The sequence below is a fragment of the Pseudomonadota bacterium genome (genome assembly GCA_039028155.1).
Lineage (GTDB): Bacteria > Pseudomonadota > Alphaproteobacteria > SP197 > SP197 > JANQGO01.
This window is the reverse complement of sequence record JBCCIS010000013.1, coordinates 50,635-75,175: the sequence shown is the minus strand read 5'-3', so window position 1 is coordinate 75,175 and position 24,541 is coordinate 50,635. Positions and strand designations below refer to the sequence as shown.

The following is a 24,541-nucleotide window of genomic DNA, read 5'->3' as shown; positions in this document are numbered from 1 at the left end:
GCATGCGACATGATTCCGGGGGTACCTAACGATGACTACTTGGCACCAGATCCGTCGGTTCGGACTTGCCCTGACCGTCGTCCTTGCCGCGAGCGTCTGGGGCACAGAGGCGGCGCGGGCCGATATGACGATTTGCAACTATTCGCGCGGCCCGGTCGACGTTGCCATCGGCTATTACGATCACGATTTCGACGAGTGGGTGTCCGCCGGCTGGTATGAGGTCAGAGCCGGCAAGTGCGACACGCTCTTTGTCCTGCACGAGTTTGGCCCCGAGGAATACGTCTATGTTTACGCCGAAAGCCAGCTGGGCGACGGCGAATGGTCGGGCGAATACAGCATGTGCATCGACTACGACGCCTTCGAGATTTATGGATGGGAGAACTGCAAGGCGCGCGGTTACTATTCCTACGGCTTCGTCGAGCTCGATGTCCGCAATGCCTCCTCGTTCACCTACGACCTTATCGAGTAGACACGCGGCTTTGGCTGAACTGTCGGAGGCGGTGCCCTAGCGCTTTTTCCGTTCAAGCGGCAACACCAGCCCGCTCCCCCTCCCGGCCACCCCGAGGATACTGCCATGGGTGGCCGGGAGGGGGAGCGGGCTGGTGCAGGTCATGGCTGAACGGAAAATGCCCTAGCGGGATGCCGCTTCCGCCAAGACCCAGTCGCGAAATGCGCCGCAGCCAGCGGCGTTCAAGGCGCCCTTTGGATAGGCGAGGAAGTAGCCGTAGTCGTCCAGCGCGACCGGCGAAATGCGTGCCAGACGTCCGGCGGCAAGATCGTCGCCAACCAGAGCGTCATTCAGCGCCAGCCCCTGGCCATCGATGACCGCCTGTACCCGAACGTTGGGATCGGGGATCACAAGATCGTTGCGCGTCGCCGGATAGGCGAGCCCCGCGGCTTTGAACCAGTCACGCCAGGCATCGCTGCCATCGCGGTCGTGCAACAAGGGGGTCCCCGCCAGCACCGCCTCAAGACCGTCTTTGTCGACCTGCTTGGCGATGGCCGCGCCTGCGGTGACAAAGGCGGGGCAAGGCAGCAACGGTTCAATTTCCAGATCCGTCCAGTCGCCACGGCCCCAACGTATCGCCATGTCAATATCGTGGGCGCCGAGATCGGTCAGATCGATCAGCGGCTGCAGGCGTAACGCAAACCTCGGATGATCGGCCATAAACGTCATCAGCCGCGGCGACAACCAGCGCGACGCGAAATAGGTCGACATGCCGATGGTGATACGCTCGGCCGCGTTGTCACGCAGCCCGTCGATGGTGCGGTCGAGATCGCTGAAAAGTCTCTGGCAGGTCTGCGCCAGCACCCGCCCCTTCTCGGTCAACGCGACACCGCGATGACGGCGCGTGAAAACCAGAAACCCCAGTTCGGTTTCCAACCGTTTAATCTGATAGCTGATCGCACCTTTGGTCAGATGAAGCTCATCGGCCGCCGCCGTGAAGTTCAGTCGGCGCGCAACGACGTCGAAGACATGAAGGCTGTCATAGCTTCGAAAGGCCATGACTAGCGTTTAATATTCTTGAACACTCTGTGCAAATCTTTTCGATTGTGAGCGCGGTACGACTGTCGTTTCCTGGACATCTTCGGCCGCCGTGATGTGAGGCGGCGCGCAGTCTGTTTGATCGCGGTTGGACCATATGCTGGGCTCCGACGACACACGCCAAGCTCTATCGAACGCCGTTGGCCGGCGACGCGCCGGCGGGCGTTCAGCGCGCGTCGCGCGTCGGCAGAACGACGCGGCGGCCAAGCCGGCGACCGTTACGCGGGCGGTACCGACGTACAACCTGCTCGACGAAGAGGCGCTCCAGACGCTCGAACTCCACGCCGATTGGATCCTTAAGGAGATCGGCATCGAGTTCCGCGGCGATGAGGAAGCCCTGACACTCTTCCGCGACGCCGGCGCCACCGTCACCGGCGAGCGCGTCAGCTTCGATGCCGGCCACGCCCGCGCTCTCTGCGCGACGGCGCCGGCGACGTTTCGCATGGAAGGCCGCGATCGCGCCTCGTCGATCACGCTCGGTGGCGATGACACGGTCTTCATGCCCGCCTATGGTCCGCCATTCGTCAGCGATCTCGACAACGGTCGCCGCTACGCGACGATCGAGGACTTCCGCAACATCGTGAAGCTGACCTACGCCACGCCGTGGCTGAACCATTCCGGCGGCACTGTGTGCGAGCCGGTCGATCTGCCGGTCAACAAGCGCCACCTGGACATGGTCTATGCGCACCTGCGCTGGTCGACAAAACCGTTCATGGGCGCGGTCACGGCGCCGGAGCGCGCGGAGGACTCTGTCGCCATGGCACGGCTGGTCTTCGGCGATCGATATCTGGAGGACCACTGTGTCATCCAGGGCAACATCAACGTCAATTCGCCACTCGTCTACGACCACATCATGTCCGGCGCACTGAAGGCATACGCCCGCGCCAACCAGAGCGTCGTTGTCTCACCCTTCATCCTGGGCGGCGCCATGGGGCCAGTCACCCAGCCCGCCCTGCTCGCCCAGGCCCATGCGGAGGCCATGGCCGGCATCGCGCTCAGCCAGTTGGTGCGACCGGGCGCGCCGGTCGTCTATGGCAACTTCCTGACCACCATGGATCTCAAATCCGGCGCGCCGACCTTCGGGACGCCGGAGGCCAACCTCTCGACCTTCGCCATCGGACAGCTATGCCGCCGGCTCGGTCTGCCGCTGCGCTGCGGCGGCCACCTGACCGCGTCCAAGGTGGCGGACGGTCAGGCGATGCAGGAATCGGCCGCCAGCATGATGGCGGGCATCATGGCCGGGTCGAACTTTGTCTTCCACGCCGCCGGCTGGCTCGAAAGCGGTCTTACATTCGGTTACGAGAAGTTCGCCATGGACCTCGATCACTGCGGCATGATGTGGCGGATGCTGAGGGGCCTCACCATCGGCCCGGACGAGCTCGCCGCCGATGCCTTCCGAGAGGCCGGGCCGGGTACCAACTTCCTGGGCACCGCCCACACGCTCGCCCATTTCGAGACCGCGAACTATCTCTCCGACCTCGCCGACACGACGTCCTATGAGCAGTGGGACGACGACGGCCGGCGCGATCTGGAACAACGCGCCCACGATCGCTGGAAGCAGATGTTGGCGGATTACCAGGCGCCGCCCATCGACCCCGCGGTCGACGAGGCGCTGCAGGATTTCATGGCGCGCAAGAAGGCCGCCGAACCCGACCAATGGCATTGAACCGCAACCCCTGAAGGAGACAGATGATGAGCACCGCAAAATGCCTGCGTATTCCCACCGGCGCCGTGCCGGGCCTGGAGCCGACCGACTACATCCCCGCCGAAGGCCTCAAGTCGGGCGAGCCCAACGAGCGCGGCCTGAGCTTCTATGCCGATCAGACCGGCCAGCTCGACGCCGGCGTGTGGGAGTGCGAGCCGAACAAACACGTCATCGAGGCCGCACCCTATGACGAGTTCGTCTATCTGCTGGAAGGCCATATCGACGTCATCGACGAGGCCGGCGGGATCGAGACCTATAAGGCCGGCGACAGCTTCATGATGCCACGTGGCTGCAAATGCACCTGGGACGTCAAAGCGCCGGTGCGCAAGCTCTATGTCGTGCTGACGGCAGAGGACTATAAGGGTTAAGGTCTCCGGGCCGGTCCGGCCGGCCCGTCCACATCCCCAGGAGACCGCCATGCCCCCACCCATCTGTGCACTCGTTGGCGCCGGTGAGGGTCTGGGCCGCGCGCTTGCCGCGAAGTTCGCGCGCGAGGGGCACGATATCGCCCTTGTCTCGCGTACCGAGACCGGCAGCAACGCCGCCGCCGAAGCCGCCGCGATGGCGCGGCCCGACGCCCGCGTCGAGTTTCAGGCGGCTGACGCAACGCAGCCGGAGAGCATCGACAACGCGCTGACCGCAATCGCCGCCGACATGGGCGAAATCGACGTGCTGATCTATAACGTCCGCGACACGTTCACGCGATGCGAGCCGCTCGCCATGACCTATGGCGACCTCGAAGCGACCTTCCGCACCGAGGTCATCGGCGCCTTCGCCGCTGCCAAGGCGGTCATGCCCGCGATGCGCGAGCGCGGGCGCGGCAGCGTCTTCTTCTCCAGCGCGACCGCGGCCTATCGCGGCTCGGCGACCCACCCGCTTTACGCCATCGGCAAGTTTGGGCTACGCGGCCTCGCCCAGAGCCTGGCCAAGGCCTACGCCAAGGACGGCGTCCACATCGTCCACGTCCGCCTCGACTGCGATCTCGACATGCCGCTAATGCGCGAAGCCTATGGCGACAAGTACGACCCCGAGAACCTCGCCAACACCGACGATGTCGCAGAGACCTACTGGTGGGTCCACCAGCAGCCGAAGTCCGCCTGGACCAACGAGGTCGAACTCAGGCCCTACACGGAGACGTGGACGTACTAGGTTCTGGTGCCCTACCCGTCCGCTGCCGGTTCCGGCACGTCGAGGCCGGCGCGGCGCAGACCTTCCATCAGGCCCTCGATCAATGCCGGTTCGATGCCGCGCACCCGGTAGGGCCCGCGCGGGTCGTCGGCGAAGTCGGGACGATTTGCCAAGACCTTCTTCAGCGCTTCATCGGCCTTCTCCGTCTCGCCGAGCATGCCGTAGGTCGCCGTCAGCGCGGCCTGAATGATGTAGTTGTTTGGCAGGTTGATCTTCAGCGCGACATCGCGTGCGTCGTCGTATTCGCCTTCGCGGTATTGGTGCAGCAGCCAGATCCAATCCCACCAGCTCTGGTGGTTGGGGTTGAGAAGCTTGGCGCGCGATACCAGTTCCTTGCCCCGCTCCCAATCGCCGGCATAAGCGATCCAGGTGCCGAGGTCGGCCAGAACAAAAGCGTCGTTAGGATTAAACTCGATGGCGCGCTCTGCGAAGTTGCGGAAAACCGCCGCGTCCTCACCGCGCATCTGGCTTAAGATCGCCAGGGCGTAATAGGCGTCGGGGTTGTCGGGATCCAGGTCGATCGCGCGATAGGCCGCGTCCTCGCTCAGCGCCGCCCAGTCGGGCGGCGTGTCGATGGCGTACTTTTTCGACTCGATATAGCTGAACGCAAGCCGCGACCAGCCGAGCGAATAATCGGGATCGTCTCTGACCGCGTCTTCCAGACAGGCCCGCGCGCGGCGGTGGCGATCCGGCGCGAAGGTCTCGTAGAACCAGAATGACAAGAGGACACATTCATAGGCCAGGAGACTGTCGGGCGCCTTGTGAGAGATGGCGCGTTGGATCTCGGCATTGAACAGGGGCGCGTCGGCCGAGCCGATCTCGGCCGCCACCCGTTTTGCAATGTCCAGTTCAATATCCAGGACATTGCCGATGCTGAGATCCATGTCGAACGGTCCCGGCGCATCCAATTGCCGGCATGTCTCGGCATCGATGAAGTCGGTCGTGACGCGAATGCGTTCAGGCGACAAGCGTACGGTCCCGGTCAATATGTAGTCGGGCTCCAAATCGTTTCGGATCGTCTCGCAGTCGGCGTTGTCGCGATAGCGGAAGCCCGCATCCGGCGCGATCACGAAGAGATTCGAGAACTGCGAGAGATAGGTGTTGATATTGCGCGTCAAGCCATCGCTGAAGTAGGCATTGTCGGGATCGTCGCCCAGGTTCGTGAACGGAATGACGGCGATGCGCGGCCCCGTAGGCAACGCCCGCTCGCCTGAAGCCTCGAACATCACATAGGCGCCAATCAACACCACGACTGCCAACAGCGCGCACAGCGCCGCAACGGGACGCCAGCCGCGCGCCGCGCGCCGCAGCTTACCGGCCTGGCTTTCCGGCCAGCACCAGACCTCGACCGGTTGCGCGATGTTCTTCAGGCGATGGCGTCCGGCCTGCGCGAACCTGGATTCCACCTTGCCGGTGACCTGGTCCATCACCTGGCGCGACACGCAGACGGCGCCCGGCGGACACAAGGTCTCCAACCGCGCGGCGACGTTCACGCCATCGCCCAGAACGTCACCATCCTGGTGCATGACATCGCCGAAGTTGACGCCGATGCGAAAGCGCATCGCCGCGGCCTCACCGAGACCAGCGTTGAGTTTCCCGAGCTCTTCCTGGATCTCTACCGCGGAACGGACGGCCTCGACGGAACTCTGGTACTCGGCAACAACGCTATCGCCTGCGGTGCTGAAGATACGCCCGCCGTGACGTTCGATCACCGCATCGATGATCTCCCGGCGCGCCGCCAGAGCGGACAGCGCGGCGTCCTCATCAATGCCCATCTGCTTGCTGTAGCCAACGGCATCAGCAGCAAGAATTGCGGCAAATCCTCGCTCCACGCGGCGCCTCCTTAAGCGCCAGAGTAACCATCACATACGGAATAATCCACGCTGCTGGCGCCAGGCGGGCCCGTTGTCTTGGTCGTACCCTTCCGTCAGTTCTGCAATTTGATGTGCTCGCGCACGGGGTCGAGCCAGTCGGCGGTTTCCACGACACCCCAGACCGTGGCCGCCGTGACGGCCAGCGAAACAAGCGCGGTGAGTAACGCGACCAGCAACGCGACGCCATCTTCTTCCAGATACGCCAGTGCCAGCAGCATGACGGCAATCGCGGGCAGGTACTGGCTAAACGGCACCGGCGAGATGAGCGTTAGGCCCAGCAGCAGCATGATCAAGCCGGTCACGCGCTTGGTTGTCTGAAACGGTGTCGGCCAGCGCGGTCTGACGAAGCGCTCGACCCAGCGCAGCTTGGGCGCGACGAAGGCGATGGCGCGCGCCAATCGGTCGACGGCGATCTGGCGCCGTGCGATGACGCGCGGCAGGACGGCGACATCGTGACCCAGAATCATCTGGACCGCAGGCCAGGCAATCAGTACGCCGACGAAGATCGACGCGCCGGGCACGAAGGCGATCACGGCCATGATGAAGAGGATCAAGCCGAACGAACGTGGTCCCAGGTGCTCAATCAACCAACCGACCGATACCGTCGTGTCATCCGCTTCATCAAGCAGCGATGTGAGATGCGACGACGTCGGGACATGTCCCGGCGGCGCCTTTCGGTCTTTCGTCAATGAGTCTCCCTAAGGTCCAGCACCTGCCAGACCAGTTTAGTCGAAAAGCTGGCTCCACGTGCCGCCGCCCTTTTGCGTTTCCGAGTAACGCCTGCCCCAGATCAGACCGCCATCGACAACGATATCCTCGCCGTTGATGAAGCCAGCTTCGTCGCTGGCCAGGAACAGCGCCGCCGAGGCGATGTCGTCGGTGACGCCGGCGCGCGGGATCGCCTGGATGTTGGCCAACACCGTCTTGACCTTCTCGACCGTCTGTTCGGCGTCCTCAACCTCCATACCCATGGACTTGCCGAAGATGCCGGTGGCGATGCCGCCGGGCGAGATCGAGTTGACACGCACGCCGGCTTCCCCCAACTCCATGGCCGCACAGCGCGTGAAGTGGATGACCGCAGCTTTGGCAATGCCATAGATCATCGAACCACTATAGCCCGCCCGGTGGCCGGCGACCGAACCCACATTGATGACGCTGCCCGACCCTTGCGCGCTCATGGCGGGCGCGGCGAACTTGGTATGTGCGATGGCGCCGCGCACATGGACCTGGATCGCCTTGTCGAACGCGTCAAGCGGGATGTCTTCCAGTGGCGCCGCCGGCGCCGGGGCGCCCGCGTTGTTCATCAGGATGTCCAGGCGGCCATGGGCATCGAGCGTCTGTTTGATCGTCTTCTCGGCATCCGCCACGTTGCCTGCGTCGGCCTCGATATAGGTCGCGCCGGTCGCCGCGGCGACCGCCCTGCCGCGTTCGGCCCGCCGTCCGGTGAAGACGACCTGGGCGCCTTCATCGATGAACCGTTCGACGACCCGACAGCCAATGCCGGTGGTACCGCCGGTCACCACGGCGATCTTGTTCTCAAGCCTCATGGATCTTCCCCTGTGTCCCATACGTCCTCAGGCCCGAGTGTCCGGCACCCCCAAACCATCCGTCAATCGCGTTGACCGCCTAACACTCCCCCGGCTAGCGTCGCACCGCACAACCAACAAGAGGACGCGAACGCCATGGCCGCCGATGACATCGAGATCGTGACACAGTTTCCACGTGAGGTCGTGGAGCTGCCCAACGAGTGGATCACCCTCGCGGACGGTACGCGCCTGGCTGCACGCATCTGGATGCCGAAAGATGCCGAACAGGATCCCGTCCCGGCAATCCTGGAGTTTCTGCCCTATTGCAAGCGCGACGGCACCGCCGAGCGCGACGAGCTGACCCACCCATACTACGCCGGCAACGGCTATGCCTGCGTGCGTGTCGATATGCGCGGCTCCGGCGAATCCGACGGCATCCTGGAAGACGAGTACCTGAAGCAGGAGCAGGACGACGGCCTGGAGATCCTGGAATGGATCGCCGCGCAGCCCTGGTGCACCGGCAAGACCGGCATGATCGGTATCTCCTGGGGTGGATTCAACGGGTTGCAGATCGCCGCGCGCCGGCCGCCGTCTCTGAAAGCCATCGTCACCATCGCCTCGACCGACGACCGCTATGCCGACGACATCCACTACATGGGCGGCGTCATGCTGAACGACAACATGTCGTGGGGCGCCACCATGTTCGCGTTCAACTCGCGGCCGCCCGATCCCGAACTGGTCGGCGACAAATGGCGTGACCTCTGGATGCAGCGCCTGGAGGCGAACGACCCCTGGCTGATCAAATGGCTCGACCACCAGCGCCGCGACGAACAGTGGCAGCACGGCTCGGTGTGCCAGAACTATGACGACATCGAATGCGCCGTCTATGCGGTCGGCGGCTGGGCAGACGGCTATTCGAACGCGGTGCCGCGCTTGCTGGCGAACCTGAAGGCACCGGCCAAGGGCATCGTCGGTCCGTGGGCGCACAAGTACCCCCACTTCGCGGCACCCGGCCCGCGCATCGGCTTTCTGCAGGATACGCTGCGCTGGTGGGACTATTGGCTGAAGGATCAGGAGACCGGCATCATGGACGAGCCGGCCTACCGCGTCTGGATGTCCGATCCCGTCCCGCCGCAGACCTATTATGACGAGCGGCCTGGCCGCTGGGTCGCCGAACCCAACTGGCCCTCCGACAACATCAAGAACCACACCTTCCACTTGAACACCGGTGGCCTTGCTGAGAGCGCCGGCGACAGCACACCTGTTGCCATCAACACGCCGCTCACCATGGGTGCCGGCCAGGGCGAGTGGTGCGGCTACGGCCTGGTGCCCGATGCGCCGGTCGATCAGCGATTCGACGATGGCTGCGCCGTCGTGTTCCAGACCGAACCCCTGGACGAAGCGATCGAGATCATGGGCGCGCCGGTGCTGAACCTGACCGTCAGCGCCGATAAACCGAACGCGTTCATCGCCGCGCGCCTCTCCGACGTCGCGCCCGACGGCGCGGCGACACGTGTCACCTACGGTGTCTTGAACCTGACCCACCGCGACAGCCACGAACACCCTGAAGCGCTGGAGCCCGGCAAGACCTACCAGGTCCGTCTGCAGCTCAACGACACCGCGCAGCGCTTCGAGAAAGGCCATCGCATCCGCGTCGCACTGTCGAACACGATGTGGCCGCTGTTCTGGCCGTCACCGGAGCCGGTCACCGTCACGCTGACGGCCGGTGCCAGCACGCTCGACCTGCCGGTTCGTCCACCGCGTGACGAGGACGCGAGCCTCGCACCCTTCGGTCCGCCCGAAGCGGCCGAGCCCTGGGATCTCACCGAGGTCGAACCGGATCGGCCATATTCCCGGCGGGTCGAACGCGACGACGTTACCGGCGAACTCGTGCAGAGCGTTTCCATGGGCGGCGGCATGGCGCGACTCAACAAACTCGGCTGGGAGTTCGGCTCGTCCGTCGATCACCGTTTCTCGGTACGCGACGGCGATCCGACATCGGCGCGCATCGACATCGCCTGGACCGTGCGCTTCCGCCGGCCCGATACCGGTTTCGATGTCAGCGCCAAGACGAACTCCACGATTACCTGCACCAAGGACAGCTTCATTTTCTCCGCCGACCAGGAAGCGTTCGAAGGCGACAAGCGCGTCCAGGCGAAGACATGGAACACGGAGGTCAAGCGCGACCTCAACTAGTCTGCTAATGTCGCTGGATGGAGCAAACAGCGTCTGACATGGCACGCGCGGTGCGCGCCAAAGACGTTACCGCGGTGTCGTTGGCCAAAGCGGCGCTTGAAGCGGCGCATACCAAGGCCGCGCTCAATGCCTTCATCACGCTCGATGACGACAGGGCGCTCGCGGCCGCTCGCCATGTCGACACCATGATCGCCAACGGCGACAACCCGGGCGATCTGGCCGGCGTTCCGATCGTGATCAAGGACAACATCAACGTCGCCGGCATGCGGACAACGGCAGGGACGCCGGCGATCGACTACGTGGCCGACGTCTCGGCGCCGGTCGCGGCGAGGCTGGAGGCCGCCGGTGCGGTCATTATCGGCAAGACCAACATGCATGAGCTTGCCTTCGGCGTGACATCAGACAACGCGACCTATGGCACCGTTCACAACCCGGTCGATCCATCGCGTATCCCCGGTGGATCGTCCGGCGGCACCGCCGCCGCCGTCGCCGCTGGCATCGTTCCCGCCGGTCTGGGCAGCGACACCGCGGGGTCCGTTCGTCTACCCGCCGCCCTGTGCGGCGTCGTCGGTCTCAGGCCGACGACATGGCGGGTCGACCAGGCTGGCGTGGTGCCGTCGGTGCCGACCTTCGACGTCGTTGGTCCGCTCGCACGCAACGTGCAAGACGCCGCGCTCATGAACGCCGTCACGACCGGTGCGCCGATGCCCGATCGCCGCGCCATCGACACGCTCCGTCTGGGTGTCGCCAGACCTTACATCGACAATCTTTCACCCGCTGTCGCGACCGCGTTCGACGATGCCTTGGCCACACTGCGCAAAGCCGGCGCGACGCTTGTCGACATCGACCTTACATCGGTCTCGACCGCCAGCTTCGAGATCGGCTATCCGGTCGGCTTCTTCGAAATGAAACGCGCGCTCAGCGCCTTTCTGGCGCCGCACCAGGCCATGACGGACCTGCAGGCGATCGTCGATGAGATCGCGAGCGATGATGTGAAGGCGGTCTACGTTAATGCGGTGCTTGGCGATGACGCACCGGACGAAGCCGCTTACCGGCAAGCCATCGCCCGGATCGGCGACGTCAAAGCGGACTACCTGAGACATCTCGATGGTCACGGCATCGAGGCCCTTGTCTTCCCGGCAGCACCCCTCGAAGCACAACCGATCGAAGGGTTGGCGGAGACCGTCATGCTGAACGGCCAGGCGATCCCGACCACGCCGGCCTATATCCGCAACCTCGCGCCGACCGTCATCTATGGCGCTCCCGGACTGTCCCTTCCCTTGGCGACAAACGGCAACGCCCTGCCCGTCGGATTGGAACTGGATGGCGTTCCCGATGGCGACGCCGACCTGTTGTCCATTGGACTTGCCGTCGAGGCCGCGCTGGCGACGGACTGAGCGATCGGTGACGTAAAGGACGTTGCCATCACCGGCATCGCCGGTCACCACAACCTGGACAACCGGTCAAAAGGGTTGACATAGGCGGCGATCCATCGCCCGATGGGGCGGTTATGTGGCTTTACACGTTACAGCGTCTGGGGCTCGCTGTACTCATCGTATGCTTGGCCTTGCTGATCCTGTTGAGCGCCATCCACATGGTGCCTGGCGATCCGGCCGGCATAGCCTTGGGGCCCCGCGCGACGCCAGAAATGCGCGAGGCGTTCAAGGCCAAGATGGGCTTGGACAAGCCCTTCGTGATTCAATACGTGACCTTCCTGGGCAACGTCGTCACCGGCGACCTGGGTTCGGACGTCTGGTCGAACCGGCCGGTCAGCCGGATCATCGGCGAACAGCTGCCGCATACCCTGGCGCTGACGTTCATGGGCCTGGGCTGGGCGGTGCTGATCGGCATCCCGATGGGTTGCTTCTCTGCCGTCAACCGCAACAGCTGGCTCGACAAACTGACCGGCGTCTTGTCGGTCGCGGTCATTGCGATACCCTCATTCGTCGTCGCGCTTTATGCGCTGCTGCTGTTTGCCGTCGAACTCAGATGGCTGCCGGCGATCGGCGCCGGCGAACCCGGTGATCTCTGGGATCAGTTCCGCCACTTGATACTACCGTCGATTGCAGTCGGGCTGGGTTGGGTCGGCTATTTGGCGCGTATCGTGCGCGCATCGATGCTGGAGATCTTGGGCGAGAACTTCATCCGCATGGCGCGCGCCTACGGCCTGCCGAAAGCCCGCATCACCTATGTCTACGCATTGAAGCTCGGCATCTTGCCGACGGTAGCGCTTCTGGGCGTCGGCATCGGCGCGCTCTTGTCCGGCGCCGTCTTCGCCGAGATCATCTTCGCCCGGCCCGGCATCGGCAAGATGGTCTATGACGCCGTGCAGACCCGCAATTATCCGATCGTCATGGGCGGTGTCTTGGTCACGACTGTTCTGTTCGCCATGGCGACACTGATCGCCGACCTCATCACAGCAACCCTGGATCCCCGTGTCCGTCAAAGCCTCTAGCATAACCACCGCCGAGCCATCGGCCGACGCGGATGCGCCCATCCGGCGCGACCCGCGTTTCGCTTGGCTGTGGCAGCTTTTGCGCGAACCGCTCGGTTGCTTCGGCCTCATCCTGGTCTTGCTGATCGTGCTAAGCGCCATCGGCGCTGACATCCTGGCGCCTTACGACTACAAGGCGCTCAACGTACAGGCCCGGCTCGAGGCGCCCAGTTGGACGCACCTGATGGGCACCGACAACCTGGGCCGCGATACCTTCAGTCGCATTCTTTACGGCGGCCGCATCGCGCTGGTCGTCGCCTTCGTCGCCGTCGGCGGCTCGCTTATCCTAGGCCTTATCCTCGGCATGCTCGCCGGCTACGGTCCGCGCTGGCTCGATAACCTCGTCCTGCTGGTCTTCGATGCCGTCCGTTCGTTCCCCTACATCATGTTCGCGCTGGCGGTTATCACCGTGGTCGGGCCCAGCCTCTATACGATCATCTTCGTTGTCGTCGTGACGTCCGTGCCGGGCTATGGGCGCATCGTGCGCTCGGCAACGCTTTCGATTCGCAACACGGAGTTCATCCTGGCCGAACGCTCGCTCGGCGCCGGTACCGCGCGCGTGCTCGGCCAGCACGTATTGCCCAATGTCGTCGCGCCGCTTTTGATCCTGGGAAGCATGGATATCCCCGTCGTCATCACGTTCGAGGCTGGCCTCTCTTTCCTTGGCCTTGGCGTTAAGCCGCCGACGCCAAGCTGGGGTTCAATCCTGAACGACGGCTTCGGGTTCATCCGCAATACGCCCTGGCTGGTTATCGCCGGCGGTATTCCGCTGATCCTGACGACACTGGGCTTCACCTTCCTGGGCGAAGCGTTGCGCGACGTCTTCGATCCCAAGCTCAAGAAAGATCGATGAGCGACCAAGGGGGCACATCGGCCAACGGCCGCGGCGACAACGTCCTTGATATCAAGGACCTTTCGATCAGCTTCCGCACTGCGCGCGGCACCGTGCGCGCGCTGCGCCACATCAACCTGCAGGTGCCCCGGAACAAGGTCGTCGGCATTGTCGGCGAGTCCGGCTGCGGCAAGTCGACGCTGATCTGGACCGTGCTGCAACTGCTGGCGCCCAACGCCATGGTCGATTCGGGCCAGGTCCTGTTCGAAGGCGAGGATCTGCTCACGAAGCCTGAATCCGAGCTCACCAACATTCGCGGCCAGCGCATCTCGACCATCTTCCAGGACCCGATGACAGCGTTGAACCCCGTCATCTCGATCGGCACGCAGATGACGGACATCCAGTACCGTTCGAAGTCGTCGATGTCGGAAAAGCGCAAGCGCGCCGCCGATATGCTGGCCAGCGTCGGCATTCCCGATCCGAAGGAGCGGCTGAACGAGTATCCCCATCAGTTTTCCGGCGGCATGCGTCAACGCATCTGCATCGCCATGGCGCTAATGATGAATCCGCCGCTGCTGATCGCCGACGAGCCGACCACCGCTCTCGACGTGACGCTGGAAGCCCAGATCATCCATCTGATGCGCGAACTGCAGCACGACTTTGAATGCTCCATGATGTTCGTCAGTCACAATCTGGGCCTGATCGCCGAATTGTGTGACGAAGTCGTCGTCATGTATGCCGGCGAGGTCGTTGAACAGGGCGAGGTGCGCGACCTCTTCCACAATGCCCAGCATCCCTATACCCAGATGCTGTTGGAGTGCGACCCCGCCCGCATCGAAGAGCGCATGCGCAACCTGCCGACCATTTCCGGCAGCGTGCCCGACATGATCGACCTGCCGCCAGGCTGCATTTTCGCGCCCCGCTGTCCAAAGGCATATGACCCCTGCTTGAAAGAACCGCCGGCGACCTTTGACGTGCGCACGGACCATGCCGCTCGCTGCTTCCTGGTGCGCGATGCCTGAATTGTTGGAGATCGATGACCTGCGCGTCAGGTTCCGTGTCGTCGGCTTCGTGAAGAGCCTTATCGGTCAAGTCAGCGACCCCTATATCGACGCGGTTATGCAAGTCAGCTTCCATCTGAAGCGCGGCGAAACGTTTGGCCTGGTTGGCGAATCCGGTTCCGGCAAGACGACGCTGGGCCGCGCCATCATCGGCCTGGTCGAGGCCCAAGAGGGCAGCATCCGGTTTGAGGACAAGGAACTCGTCGGCCTCTCAGGTGGCGCCTACAAAGGCGTCCGGCGCAACATCGCGATGATGTTTCAGGACCCCATCGCCTCGCTCAGCCCGCGCAAAAAGGTGCGCAGCCAATTGAAGGAACCCTTCAAGATCCATGGTGTGTCGGAAAACAATCTGGATCAGGAAGCGCGGCGCCTCCTGAAGCTCGTCGGCCTGCACGAGGGCTTCCTGGGCGCTTACCCGCATCAGCTTTCCGGCGGCCAGGCGCGCCGTGTCGGCGTCGCCCGCGCGCTGGCGCTGAACCCGAAAATGATCATCGCCGATGAACCGACAGCCGGCCTTGACGTCTCCGTGCAGGGCGAGATTCTGAATCTGATGAACCGGCTGCAGGACGAATTGGGTCTGAGCTATCTGGTCATCACCCACAATCTGCCGGTCGTGCGCCATATCTCCGACCGGCTGGCCATCATGTATCTCGGCCGCTTTGTCGAGACCGGACCGACCGACGCCATCTTCGAACGCCCGGCGCATCCCTATACGCTGGGTTTGTTGTCTGCTGTTCCCGAACCCGATCCGGACCAGAAGCGCGCGGAGGTCGAGCTGAAGGGCGAGGTCCCGTCCTTGCGGCGGCGCCCGTCAGGTTGCGAGTTCAACACGCGCTGCCCCTTCGTCCAGGCAAAGTGCCGCACGGAAGCGCCGCCCTATAGCGAGATCGAGCCCGGCCGATGGACCAGTTGCCACTTTCCCTTCCCCAACCCCGCCGACGCCAAGGAAGCCGGCACGCTCTGACGGCTTAGGGCCGACCATACGGTCAAGCGGCTAGAGCAGATCGTGCTTTGACGGAACCGTCTAACGGTTCCACCTAACCGTGATCCGCCCTAGAACTGGGCGAGATAGGCGTCAAGGATCTGGTTGAACTCATCAGGCCGTTCCCAGAACATCATGTGTTTGCCAAGATACTCTGCCTGGGCGCTCGGCGTATTCGCCTTGATCCAAGGATCGGCGACTGGCTGCCACTCTTCGCGCGTCACGTAGAGCAACGGTATCTGCCCCTCCAACGCAACGAGATCCTCCGTGTAATCGAGATAGAAGCCTGTAGCGTTAAGGGATGAGGCAACCGTGCCTGGCGTCATGTTGGCGATATCCGAAACCCACGCGATGTTCTCGGGCGACGGGTCTTCAAGCATCCACTCGGCGAAACTGGCGATAACCGCTTGCCGGTCCTCGACAATCCCCTCGGTAAACCAGCGCGAATACTCGTCGGAATCGTCCCTCAGGTACCAAACCCACTCGTCATAGCTTTCTCCGGCGACATCCGGACCCGTATCGATCAGAACCATGCCCACCAGCTTGTCGGACCCGAACTGATCGAGATAGGCGAGTTGTTCGGTCACACCATAGGACCAGCCGGCAAGAATGACCTTGTCGAGATCAAGCGCGTCGATAAGCGCGGCAAGATCGCGCCCATGCTGTTGATAGGTATGCCCCTCCAACGTTTTCGACGATCGACCCTGCCCACGTGGGTCATAAGCCAAGGCGGTGAACGCCGTTGAGTCCTTGAAATGGTCAAGCTGGTGTTCGAACACATCTGTCGACATGAGCCAGCCGGGTATGAAGATGATGGTGATGTCGCCGGTGCCCGCCGTCTCATAGTGAACCGTGAGATCGCTGCTAAGCTCCACATAGTCTGCCCGAGCGACATTCGACATTGCCCACGCAAAGCTCAAGGCGGCCGCCATCAGGACAAACGTTTTTCGAAACTTGAACATGACGTGACCCTCCATCCTCGATTGCACTGCCAACAGGTACAGACCTATGCTGGCAGCTTCCGAGGCGCACCCTGGAACGAAACGACGGTAGGGTGTTATCCAGTTTGCGCAAACGCCATGGAGCCGCGCATTCATGCAGATTGATTATGTGATCCGGTCGTTTGACGACTTCGATCAGGAATCGAAGTGCATGGCCGCCTATGATCAGGAGTACCGGCAACTCTCCAAGGGTAGGTTTCGAGGCGTCTACCAAGCGATCCATATGGGTCCCGAGCTGACGTTTCATTTTGAACAGAACAACCGCGTGCTCGAACAAAACGGCGTAACGCCCAATGACCAATACACGATCATCTTCCTCCTGAACGAGGGCGTTCCGTCCCGGCTGAACGGCAGGACGTTCTCTCATGAAGACCTATACATCTGCGGGCCGCAATCGACGTTTGATACGGTCGGCCATCACGACCAGTGGGGGCTGGACGAGGGTCTATCAGGACCGCATTTCGTCGCCATTAGTGTTCAGCGTTCATACTTCGAGGCCGAAATTATGGCAGCTGATCCAACTTGCGATCCAGCACACATGCTCAACGGGGCCGGACTTTGGCTGACGGGCGGGAACCGGGTTCGCACGCTTCGACGCGGCGTGTCGCGTTTGCTTGGCGACGTTCGCAGGGCGCGACGCGTCGATGAACGTGCCGCACCCAGTATTCGTGCCAGAACGACGGAGTTTCTAGCACATCACCTCCGATCCATGGTGCCGCCCACACCTGATGCACACCTGCTCTCTTGGTCGCGACCCTATCGCTTGGTCGCTCGGGCCCGTGAACTCATGGAGGACGCCCGCGATACCGACGTCTCGATCGGTAGTCTGTGCCGGGATCTTGGCGTCAGCAGGCGCACCGTCGAATACTGCTTTCGCGACGAAGTTGGTCTTTCGCCTGTGGCGTACATGCGATCGCTCAAGCTCCATCGGGTGCGGCGCGCCCTTATGACACCGGAAAACGCAGACCGATCGATTGGTGATTTGGCAGCGGAAGCTGGGTTTTGGCATACCAGCCGCTTCTCTGCTTACTATCGTGATCAGTTCGGCGAATTGCCGTCGAGGACGCGGATGGCCGGTGCAGGTAGCTTGCGCCAAGCCTGACTATCGCGGTAATCGCGCGCCAGCGTCGATGTCAACGGCGGCGGCGAACATGCGCGTGGCGATCGCATCCAAGAGCTGACCCTGGCGACCGCCGGGATCGACGCCCCAGGCCTTGATGAGGCGGACGGGCACGCAAACGGCGGCCAGCATGCCAAGCCGGAAATCGCCCAACGCGTCGTCGCGCGGATAACCGGCGACACCTTCCTGCAGCAACGCCGCATGCCAGGCGTCGAACGCTTCCATGGGGTGCGAGCGACGCTCGGGCGAGGGTTCGCTGCCGCCCAACAAACGCGTGAGGTCCAACGTCGCGAGCGATTGTTGCGTCAACTGCCAGTCGATGACGGTGACGTCATGCGGGCCTTCGCCAAAGAGAAGATTGTCGGCCCGGAAGTCGCCGTGACAAATGGTCTGCGGGCGGCTGGCCATTTCTGCTGCCAGCCAATCGATGTTGTCGTTCAGGCGCCGGCCCAGCGCCACCGCGTCGGCGCCGATGCGCAGGCCATAGACCTCTTCGAACAGGTCCCATCCTTTTGTGAAACTGCCGAGGTAACGGTCGTCATGGGTCGGCATCCAGCGATGCGCGCTGCTCAGATCCCGGCCTAAGTACTTGGCGTGCAGCCGCGCGATATGACCGGCCGCGCCGATGACTTCGTCATTGCCCAGACCATGAACCTGGTTGCGCGTCTCAAGATGCCCCAGATCCTCCAGGACGATGGCGCCTGCCCTGCCGTCGAAGGCGCCGAAATAGAAGGTCGGGATCCGGATCGGCGCGTCCGGCGCGATCTCCCGGTAGAAGTTGATCTCGCGCTCGAAGCCGTGGGAGGTGTTGACGCTCTCACGATACGCATCGGTCGCCGGTTCCAGCTTGACGACCACCGTCTCCGGTTCGTCACCGCGCGGTTTGTCGTAGGTTGGCCGGCACCGCAGCATCGAGCTCAATGTGCCCAAACCAACGCCCAGAGGTGAAACATCGATCTCGGTGATCGTACACGCAATCGCACCGCTGTCCTGCATCACCGCAGACAGCCAGGCGGCACTGACATCGTCGGGCGTGTTGGGAATCGGGAGCATGTCTGCAGCCTACCCGCTCAAATGTTGATCTTGTCGCGGAACAGGTAGACAGGGCTTGTCCAGGCCTGAAATCCGTCTTCGGTGGTGACGCGGATCCATAACGGATTGTCGCCATCGTCATGCAGCGGCACCTCAACCGACGCCGTGATCGGATCTGGGTCGAGTTCGGGCGCCAAGCGGAACAGATGAACCGCCAGGTCCAGACCGCCGGCATCGATGATCGTGTCATCACGGCCGACTGACGATAGGTCGACGACCGCCGAGACGAAGTTGGTTTCCAGCGCCACGCGCGCGCCCTCGCCTTCGTCAAGCCAAACATCGAACGCGCCGAAGTTGCCGGCGGTGACCGAATCCCAACTGAGCGTTTGATTGTCGTCCTGGCGCAGTGGCCGGTCGGGGTTCCAGGCGTTGATCTCGCGAGTCGCCTTGATGGCGGCGTTCTCAAACGACGCGCGCCCGGTCCATCGCGCCTTGGCGCCGCGGCCCTTCACCTGGGCACCGCGCCAAAGCACGCGCAGACGGTTGCTCCCCGAAGCGTCGGCTGGATTGCGGATGGTCGTTACCGTCTCCATGCCGTTCAGGACATCGATACGTTCGATCGGCGCGCGGGCCTGGACACTGAACTCGAGCGTTACCGAATCACCGGTCGTCGCAGCGATATCGCCCATCGATAAAAACATGGTCGGTTCGCCTTCACCGGGGACGACCTTCGGGTCCAAGTCAAAGAAGGCGAATGGCCGCGAAGCCGCCACGGTCAGATCGATATGCAGGCGATCGCCTGTCGTTGCGTAGTGGCGGCGGCGCTTCAGACAATCGAACCAGTTGTCGCGCGTCAGATCCGACATCAGAAAACAGGTCAAGCCGCCATAGGCGCCAAACTCCGAGGCGCCGGGATAACTGGCACCCGGACGGCCCTTATGTCCGTCGCTGTTGGCGACGACACCGACCCGGTGGCCGAGCTTGAAGCAGTCTTCCATCAGCCACTCGAACGTGCCCCAGGCCGAATGAATCTCCATCGCCGTTTCCAGCCGCGTGTCGTGAGCGTAGGCGATGTCCGCCGGTCGGCCGCCGATGTGGGCATATACCAAGCAGTCCTCAGCCTGCAGCGCGGCGAACAGATCGCGCGCCGTCGGCGCGTCGCTCGCAATGTCGCGGCGGTCGCTGATCAATGCGTGGGAGGAACGACGGATGGCGCGGCCCTCGTTGCGGAAGTAAACATTGCGGTCGCCGCCGACACCCGTGTTGCCCGACCACTCGTATCCGGGCAGCGTCAGGAAGCGACCGTCCTGGTGAAACTCCGCCGTCAATTCGTTGATGTGATCCCAGAACGCGCCGTTGACCTGGAAGTCGTTTGCCTGGTGGCTTGTCGCATCCAGAAACGCGAGATCGCGCGCGAAGGTGAAGTACTCACGCGCCGTGTTGATGCCGACGGATTCACCGCTCTGCCCGTGCATATCGCCCCAGTAGCCGGCGTCATACCCGTCCCGGATCACAAGCGGGTTGGTGACCGCCAGCAACTCGCCGTCGGGCGTGCGGACCGCGATGTCGAGCGTCGTATTGTCGGCGCACGACAAACCGTCGATGACCAGTGCGCGCTGGCCCGGCTCGAACCGCACCGTCTTGGGCAGACCGTCGATCGGATGGTCGCTGGCAAGCACGAGTGCGGTATCCACCTGGTCGGAGGGATTGCCAAAACTGTCTTCAGCCTTAAGGCTCAACCGGAACGTTTCGCCGGGACGGCGCAGGGTCGGCAGCACCGCTTTCCACACCGCCGGCGGCCCCGGCACGATCGCGATGGTGGGGCTTTGCGGTACCGGAATGAAGTGGCCGGTGGCGCAGACATCCGCCAGCACCTTGAAGGCAAACTCCGATTCGCAGAACGACTGCAGGCGGAAGCCGGGTGAGCCGCCCGTCTGATCGCCGATGACGACCTCGATACGGTCGCCCTCGCGCAGAAAGCCCTTGGAAACCGTCACGGTCAGCGCCTGATACCAGGGCCGTTGATGACCGTTCGCGTTGAACGAAAGGTTGAGCGGAACGCCGTTGGAGCTGGTCGCGGTGACATAGTTCAGGCCGGCGGGATCGGTCATCTGTAGCGCGCCGCCGTCGGCGGTAAAGCGGAAGACGATGCGGATCGAACCGGTGTCGTCCAGGCCATAGCGGCCGGTCACATAGGTCAGCCGGAAGGTCTGGAAGCTACGCGCCTCGAACGCGCCCTTCGGCTCCAGGTCGGCATAGCCGAACAGGACCGGATCCTCCGCCGGCCTGGCATCGGAGAAGACTTCGCCAAGGAGTTCCGGCGACGGTTGCGACATGGGGCCTCTCAGCTCTTGCGGCGCGATCGCCGACAACGTCTTGACGTTACAAGAACCGACGGGCCGGACCAATGGCGAAACGCCCGACTGGTCGCTTTGCCCAACACCCGATCTTGCTGCAAGCTGATGGCATGGCAACGGTGCGAGCGGCACCGTCGACACACTGGGAGAGACGCATGCCCAAACCGATTACCGGCGGCTGTCTGTGCGGCGCTGTGCGCTACGAAGCCGATCAACCGCCCAATGAGGTCTACGCCTGTCATTGCCGCTACTGCCAACGCTATACCGGCAGCGCGTTTTGGGCCGGTGCGAAGTTTCCCGAAGGCGCCTTGCGCTTTATCGCAGGTGCACCGTCCAGCCATAGGGCGACCCCGCTTCTGGAACGCTACTTCTGCACGGATTGCGGCAGCTCGATCGGCCTGCGATACATCAAGGCACCCTGGCCAGAGTACGAACCGGGCATGGAAGTGGGGTTGGGCAGCCTCGACGATCCCACGGCGTTCGAACCGGCCTATCACTTCTGTGTCGAAAGCAAACTCGCCTGGCCGCAGTTCGACAAGGCGATCCCGCTTCTGCGCGGCGACGAGGACGAAGGACTGGCGTCCGCGTTCGATGAGGCTTCACAAGCAGACAACTAGGCCAGACCTTAGGCCTTCGTCCAGATCGCCAGTTCGTTGCCGGAGGGGTCGTGAAAGTGTATCCGCCGGCCGCCGGGGAAGTCGTGCCGTTCGGCGATTTCGCCGCCGACGCTCATCACCGCTTTCTCGGCGGTGGCCAAGTCGTCGGCATAGAGAATTACCAACGCGCCGCCACGGGGCGGACGCTCGCTCACTTTGCGGAAACCGCCTTCAAGGCCGGCTTTGGAAAAGGCCATATAGGCATCGCCCCATTCCTCGAACGTCCAGCCGAATGCCGCGCCATAAAACGCCTTGGTCGCCGCGAAATCGATCGCCGGCAATTCCACGTAATCGATCTTCATCCCGATCCCCTTGTTCATCAAATGTTCTCTATCATGCAGCCAATTGCCCCGCAAGAGAATCGCCGGGGCGGGATGTTCAGATCGACGGCGTCGACTACCAGCCGAACGTGCCCTCGCCGCCCTTGAACGGTCCGACGATGGCGGAAGTAATCCAACCACCGTAGAAGTCACCCACTTGCGCATCGACCCGCTCATCGCCGACCCAGCAGGCGTCTACGCGCGAGGCATAGAAGGCAACATAACCAGCGATCGCCGCAAAGCGCGCGGTGGGCTCGGGATATCCCCAGGCGGCGTGTTCTGAACGGCGGTCGCCGACAGCAAGCGTCCAATAGGCGGCAACACCTTTGAACTCACAGAACGAACGCATCTTGCTTTCGCGCAACAGGTCAAGCCGCACGTCCTGGGGCGGGATGTAATAGACCGGCGGATGGCTCGTCTCCAAGACACGATAACCGTCCCGGCTGTCGGCGACCGTCTCATCGGCGAAGACGACACGCAGGTCCGCCTCGACCCGCTCCAGGCGCGGCGGGCGCGGATAGTCCCAGACCGATTCCTGGCCCGGGCCGGGTGCGATGGGTGTGGGGCGGATCATGGCGAGCGGTTATCCTTTCCCGGTTCGCAACCACGTGGTCTCAGATAGCCCACGCGAGCGACACGCTGGCGGCCAGCAGCGACGCGACGACCACCACAGTGAGCGGCAGGCGCAGCCTGGGATACCACGCCGGTGCAAGGCCACGTTGCCCGGCTCGCCGGTCGCCGACGTATGCCGCGATGAAGGCAACGGCCAGTAGCGGCAATCCGGCCAGCGCAGGCAGGAGGAGAGCGAGCCAAGCAATCAGCGACGGTACGACACTCAGCCCAAGACGGTTGAAGCTCGCGCCCGCCGCTTCGTGATCCTTTATGGCCAACCCCCACTGCACACCGCCCAGAAAGGAAAGGATCACCGCGCCGTAGAACCCGAGCGCGACGATGACGGGCGCCTGCGACGCGCTATCAACCGTCAGGCTCGCCACCGCCAGCGTGACGAAGGGGACCGCGCCCGACGCGCCAAGCCAAAGCGCCGGCGCCGGTATCGGCACTGTCGAGGATGCGCTCTCCATGACCGTTTCCGTCGCACGAGCCGTCACGGCGTAAGCCGCCTCATCATCCGCCGGCCGTATCGAGGCGCGCCAGCTGCTCCTCGATAGCCCGTGTCATACGATCGGATGTCGGCGCAGTTGGGCTTGAGAACCAGTCGACCAGGCGGCCATCGCCGTCGATCAGGTACTTGTGGAAGTTCCACATCGGCTTGGCCATCGACCCCATCTCACTTACCGCCCAGGCATAGAATGGATGCGCGGCCTGACCCTTGACGTGTTCCTTGGTGGTCATCGGAAAGTCGATGCTGAAGTTCACCTCGCAAAACTCCTTGATCTCCGCTTCCGTGCCCGGCTCCTGGCCGCCGAAATCATTGGACGGCACGCCCAGCACGACCAGGCCCTGGTCGCGGTAGCGGTCCCAGACTGCCTGCAGGTCGTCGTATTGGCGTGTGAAACCGCAGCGCGAGGCCGTGTTCACGACCAGGACGACACTCCCCTCGTACTGGGAGAGCGGCAGCGGCCCGCCCTCAATGGCGGTAAAGAAAAAATCGTGGGCCGACTGCGATCCGTCAGCAGCCGCAGTCGACGCACCGCCCAAGAGAGCAGCAAAGACCATCAGGCATCGGACAAACATGGTGGTGTCACCGGTCAATCTGTGTCGGATCTTGTTACGTATCAGCGAGCGAACCGGATGAACGTCGCACGTTATGCATGACCAAGCACAAAAGGCCCCTCTCCTGACATCGTTCGGCACGGATGCAAGCGCTGTGGTGATCGGCGCCAGTGGCGGTATCGGCGGCGCGTTAACCGATGCGCTGCGCTCATGCCCCCGCTTCGGCACTGTTCACGGCCTGGCGCGCAGCTTACCGGACAGCCAGTGCAAGCACGGGACTGAGCTGAGACTGGATCTGACGGACGAAGCGTCGATCGCGGCGGCCGCCGCACGGCTAGCGGCCGAAGCCGCTCCGCTTGACCTGATCATTGTCGCGACCGGCATCCTGCACGACGGCGACACGCTGAAGCCGGAGAAGTCATGGCGCGCGCTGGATGGCGCGACCATGGCGCAAGCCTTTCAAATCAACACGATCGGGCCGGCGCTGATCGCCAAACACATGCTGCCGCTACTGGCCGAGGACCGAAAGGCGGCCTTCGCCGTTCTGTCGGCGCGCGTCGGCAGCATCGGCGACAACCAGCTCGGCGGCTGGCACAGTTACCGCGCGTCCAAGGCCGCGCTCAACATGATCATCAGGACGCTCTCGATCGAACTGACGCGTCGTAACCCCTCAGCACTGTGTGTCGGCTTGCATCCGGGCACGGTCGACACGGCGTTGTCGGAGCCCTTTCAAGGCGGTGTACCGGCGGGCACACTTGTCACGCCCGCCACCGCCGCAGGCAACCTGCTCACCGTGCTCGACCGGCTGAACCCTGCCGACACCGGCAAGGTGTTCGCCTGGGATGGCGGGCCGATCGCGCCTTAAAGCAGATCGTCTTCTATCTGAATCGCCTGCGATCCAGATAGAAGACGTGAATCTGCTCTAACCATCTGATCGAGAGCGGATTCACGCGATTAATCAGTGCCACTAAGTGGCT

The 24,541-nt window shown here is 63.2% G+C and carries 24 protein-coding genes; 13 read left to right on the top strand and 11 right to left on the bottom strand.

Translation table 11 applies throughout. The features are described 5' to 3' along the window. Positions 1–31 precede the first annotated feature (31 nt). Complete coding sequence (locus AAF563_09380; GenBank protein ID MEM7121475.1) at positions 32–469, top strand: DUF1036 domain-containing protein; 438 nt, start codon at positions 32–34, stop codon at positions 467–469. Between the two features lie 162 nt (positions 470–631). On the opposite strand, the gene AAF563_09375 is transcribed toward AAF563_09380, so the two are convergent. After that, positions 632–1,507, bottom strand: a complete 876-nt coding sequence (locus AAF563_09375) for a LysR substrate-binding domain-containing protein (protein ID MEM7121474.1) — start codon at positions 1,505–1,507, stop codon at positions 632–634. A 136-nt stretch (positions 1,508–1,643) separates the two neighbouring features. Here AAF563_09375 and AAF563_09370 point away from each other — a divergent pair, with 136 nt between their 5' ends. Genes AAF563_09370 through AAF563_09360 form a run of 3 tightly spaced genes read left to right on the top strand, consistent with a single transcriptional unit; the run spans position 1,644 to position 4,400 of the window. Next, a complete protein-coding gene (locus AAF563_09370; GenBank protein ID MEM7121473.1) occupies positions 1,644–3,212 on the top strand; it encodes a trimethylamine methyltransferase family protein in 1,569 nt (522 codons plus the stop codon). A 26-nt stretch (positions 3,213–3,238) separates the two neighbouring features. Next, on the top strand, positions 3,239–3,619 hold the full coding sequence (locus tag AAF563_09365; protein MEM7121472.1) for a cupin domain-containing protein: 381 nt from the start codon (positions 3,239–3,241) through the stop codon (positions 3,617–3,619). Between the two features lie 49 nt (positions 3,620–3,668). Continuing rightward, a complete protein-coding gene (locus tag AAF563_09360; GenBank protein ID MEM7121471.1) occupies positions 3,669–4,400 on the top strand; it encodes an SDR family NAD(P)-dependent oxidoreductase in 732 nt (243 codons plus the stop codon). An 11-nt stretch (positions 4,401–4,411) separates the two neighbouring features. Here the strand turns inward: AAF563_09360 and AAF563_09355 are convergent, their stop codons facing one another. The 3 genes from AAF563_09355 to AAF563_09345 form a co-directional block, all read right to left on the bottom strand. Then, positions 4,412–6,271: an adenylate/guanylate cyclase domain-containing protein gene (locus tag AAF563_09355; protein MEM7121470.1), complete on the bottom strand. Its 1,860-nt coding sequence runs from the start codon at positions 6,269–6,271 to the stop codon at positions 4,412–4,414. A gap of 95 nt (positions 6,272–6,366) precedes the next feature. Continuing rightward, complete coding sequence (locus AAF563_09350; protein ID MEM7121469.1) at positions 6,367–7,002, bottom strand: exopolysaccharide biosynthesis protein; 636 nt, start codon at positions 7,000–7,002, stop codon at positions 6,367–6,369. A gap of 36 nt (positions 7,003–7,038) precedes the next feature. Further along, complete coding sequence (locus tag AAF563_09345; protein MEM7121468.1) at positions 7,039–7,860, bottom strand: SDR family oxidoreductase; 822 nt, start codon at positions 7,858–7,860, stop codon at positions 7,039–7,041. Between the two features lie 135 nt (positions 7,861–7,995). On the opposite strand from AAF563_09345, the gene AAF563_09340 reads away from it, so the two are divergent. The 6 genes from AAF563_09340 to AAF563_09315 all read left to right on the top strand — a co-directional run bounded on the left by AAF563_09340 (position 7,996) and on the right by AAF563_09315 (position 15,386). Further along, positions 7,996–10,035, top strand: coding sequence for a CocE/NonD family hydrolase (locus tag AAF563_09340; protein MEM7121467.1), 2,040 nt, complete (start codon positions 7,996–7,998; stop codon positions 10,033–10,035). 38 nt (positions 10,036–10,073) lie between these two features. Beyond that, positions 10,074–11,432, top strand: a complete 1,359-nt coding sequence (locus AAF563_09335) for an amidase family protein (GenBank protein MEM7121466.1) — start codon at positions 10,074–10,076, stop codon at positions 11,430–11,432. Positions 11,433–11,545: 113 nt separating this feature from the next. Next, positions 11,546–12,490, top strand: coding sequence for an ABC transporter permease (locus AAF563_09330; GenBank protein ID MEM7121465.1), 945 nt, complete (start codon positions 11,546–11,548; stop codon positions 12,488–12,490). A gap of 67 nt (positions 12,491–12,557) precedes the next feature. Next, positions 12,558–13,382, top strand: coding sequence for an ABC transporter permease (locus AAF563_09325; protein MEM7121464.1), 825 nt, complete (start codon positions 12,558–12,560; stop codon positions 13,380–13,382). After that, a complete protein-coding gene (locus tag AAF563_09320) occupies positions 13,379–14,383 on the top strand; it encodes an ABC transporter ATP-binding protein (protein ID MEM7121463.1) in 1,005 nt (334 codons plus the stop codon). Before AAF563_09325 ends, AAF563_09320 begins: the two co-directional genes overlap by 4 nt. Further along, complete coding sequence (locus tag AAF563_09315; protein ID MEM7121462.1) at positions 14,376–15,386, top strand: ABC transporter ATP-binding protein; 1,011 nt, start codon at positions 14,376–14,378, stop codon at positions 15,384–15,386. The genes AAF563_09320 and AAF563_09315 overlap by 8 nt, the downstream gene beginning before the upstream one ends. Positions 15,387–15,475: 89 nt before the next feature. Here AAF563_09315 and AAF563_09310 read toward each other — a convergent pair whose 3' ends face one another. After that, entirely contained in the window at positions 15,476–16,366 is an 891-nt protein-coding gene (locus tag AAF563_09310; GenBank protein MEM7121461.1) for an alpha/beta hydrolase, read from the bottom strand. Between the two features lie 133 nt (positions 16,367–16,499). Here AAF563_09310 and AAF563_09305 point away from each other — a divergent pair, with 133 nt between their 5' ends. Continuing rightward, the gene (locus AAF563_09305) at positions 16,500–17,507 is read left to right on the top strand and encodes a helix-turn-helix domain-containing protein (protein MEM7121460.1); all 1,008 of its coding nucleotides are present in this window, start codon (positions 16,500–16,502) and stop codon (positions 17,505–17,507) included. On the opposite strand, the gene AAF563_09300 is transcribed toward AAF563_09305, so the two are convergent. Further along, the gene (locus tag AAF563_09300) at positions 17,508–18,578 is read right to left on the bottom strand and encodes a phosphotransferase (protein ID MEM7121459.1); all 1,071 of its coding nucleotides are present in this window, start codon (positions 18,576–18,578) and stop codon (positions 17,508–17,510) included. It abuts the gene before it with no gap. A 17-nt stretch (positions 18,579–18,595) separates the two neighbouring features. Beyond that, on the bottom strand, positions 18,596–20,893 hold the full coding sequence (locus tag AAF563_09295; GenBank protein MEM7121458.1) for a DUF3604 domain-containing protein: 2,298 nt from the start codon (positions 20,891–20,893) through the stop codon (positions 18,596–18,598). Positions 20,894–21,069: 176 nt separating this feature from the next. On the opposite strand from AAF563_09295, the gene AAF563_09290 reads away from it, so the two are divergent. Next, positions 21,070–21,531, top strand: coding sequence for a GFA family protein (locus AAF563_09290; GenBank protein MEM7121457.1), 462 nt, complete (start codon positions 21,070–21,072; stop codon positions 21,529–21,531). A gap of 8 nt (positions 21,532–21,539) precedes the next feature. Here the strand turns inward: AAF563_09290 and AAF563_09285 are convergent, their stop codons facing one another. The 4 genes from AAF563_09285 to AAF563_09270 form a co-directional block, all read right to left on the bottom strand. Continuing rightward, positions 21,540–21,872 carry a VOC family protein gene (locus tag AAF563_09285; protein ID MEM7121456.1) on the bottom strand — a complete coding sequence of 111 codons (333 nt, stop codon included), beginning with the start codon at positions 21,870–21,872 and terminating at the stop codon, positions 21,540–21,542. A gap of 94 nt (positions 21,873–21,966) precedes the next feature. After that, a complete protein-coding gene (locus tag AAF563_09280) occupies positions 21,967–22,464 on the bottom strand; it encodes a DUF427 domain-containing protein (GenBank protein ID MEM7121455.1) in 498 nt (165 codons plus the stop codon). A 40-nt stretch (positions 22,465–22,504) separates the two neighbouring features. After that, positions 22,505–22,972: a DUF3429 domain-containing protein gene (locus AAF563_09275; GenBank protein ID MEM7121454.1), complete on the bottom strand. Its 468-nt coding sequence runs from the start codon at positions 22,970–22,972 to the stop codon at positions 22,505–22,507. A 43-nt stretch (positions 22,973–23,015) separates the two neighbouring features. Continuing rightward, entirely contained in the window at positions 23,016–23,585 is a 570-nt protein-coding gene (locus AAF563_09270) for a glutathione peroxidase (GenBank protein MEM7121453.1), read from the bottom strand. Positions 23,586–23,658: 73 nt separating this feature from the next. On the opposite strand from AAF563_09270, the gene AAF563_09265 reads away from it, so the two are divergent. Next, on the top strand, positions 23,659–24,429 hold the full coding sequence (locus AAF563_09265) for an SDR family NAD(P)-dependent oxidoreductase (protein MEM7121452.1): 771 nt from the start codon (positions 23,659–23,661) through the stop codon (positions 24,427–24,429). Positions 24,430–24,541: the final 112 nt, after the last annotated feature.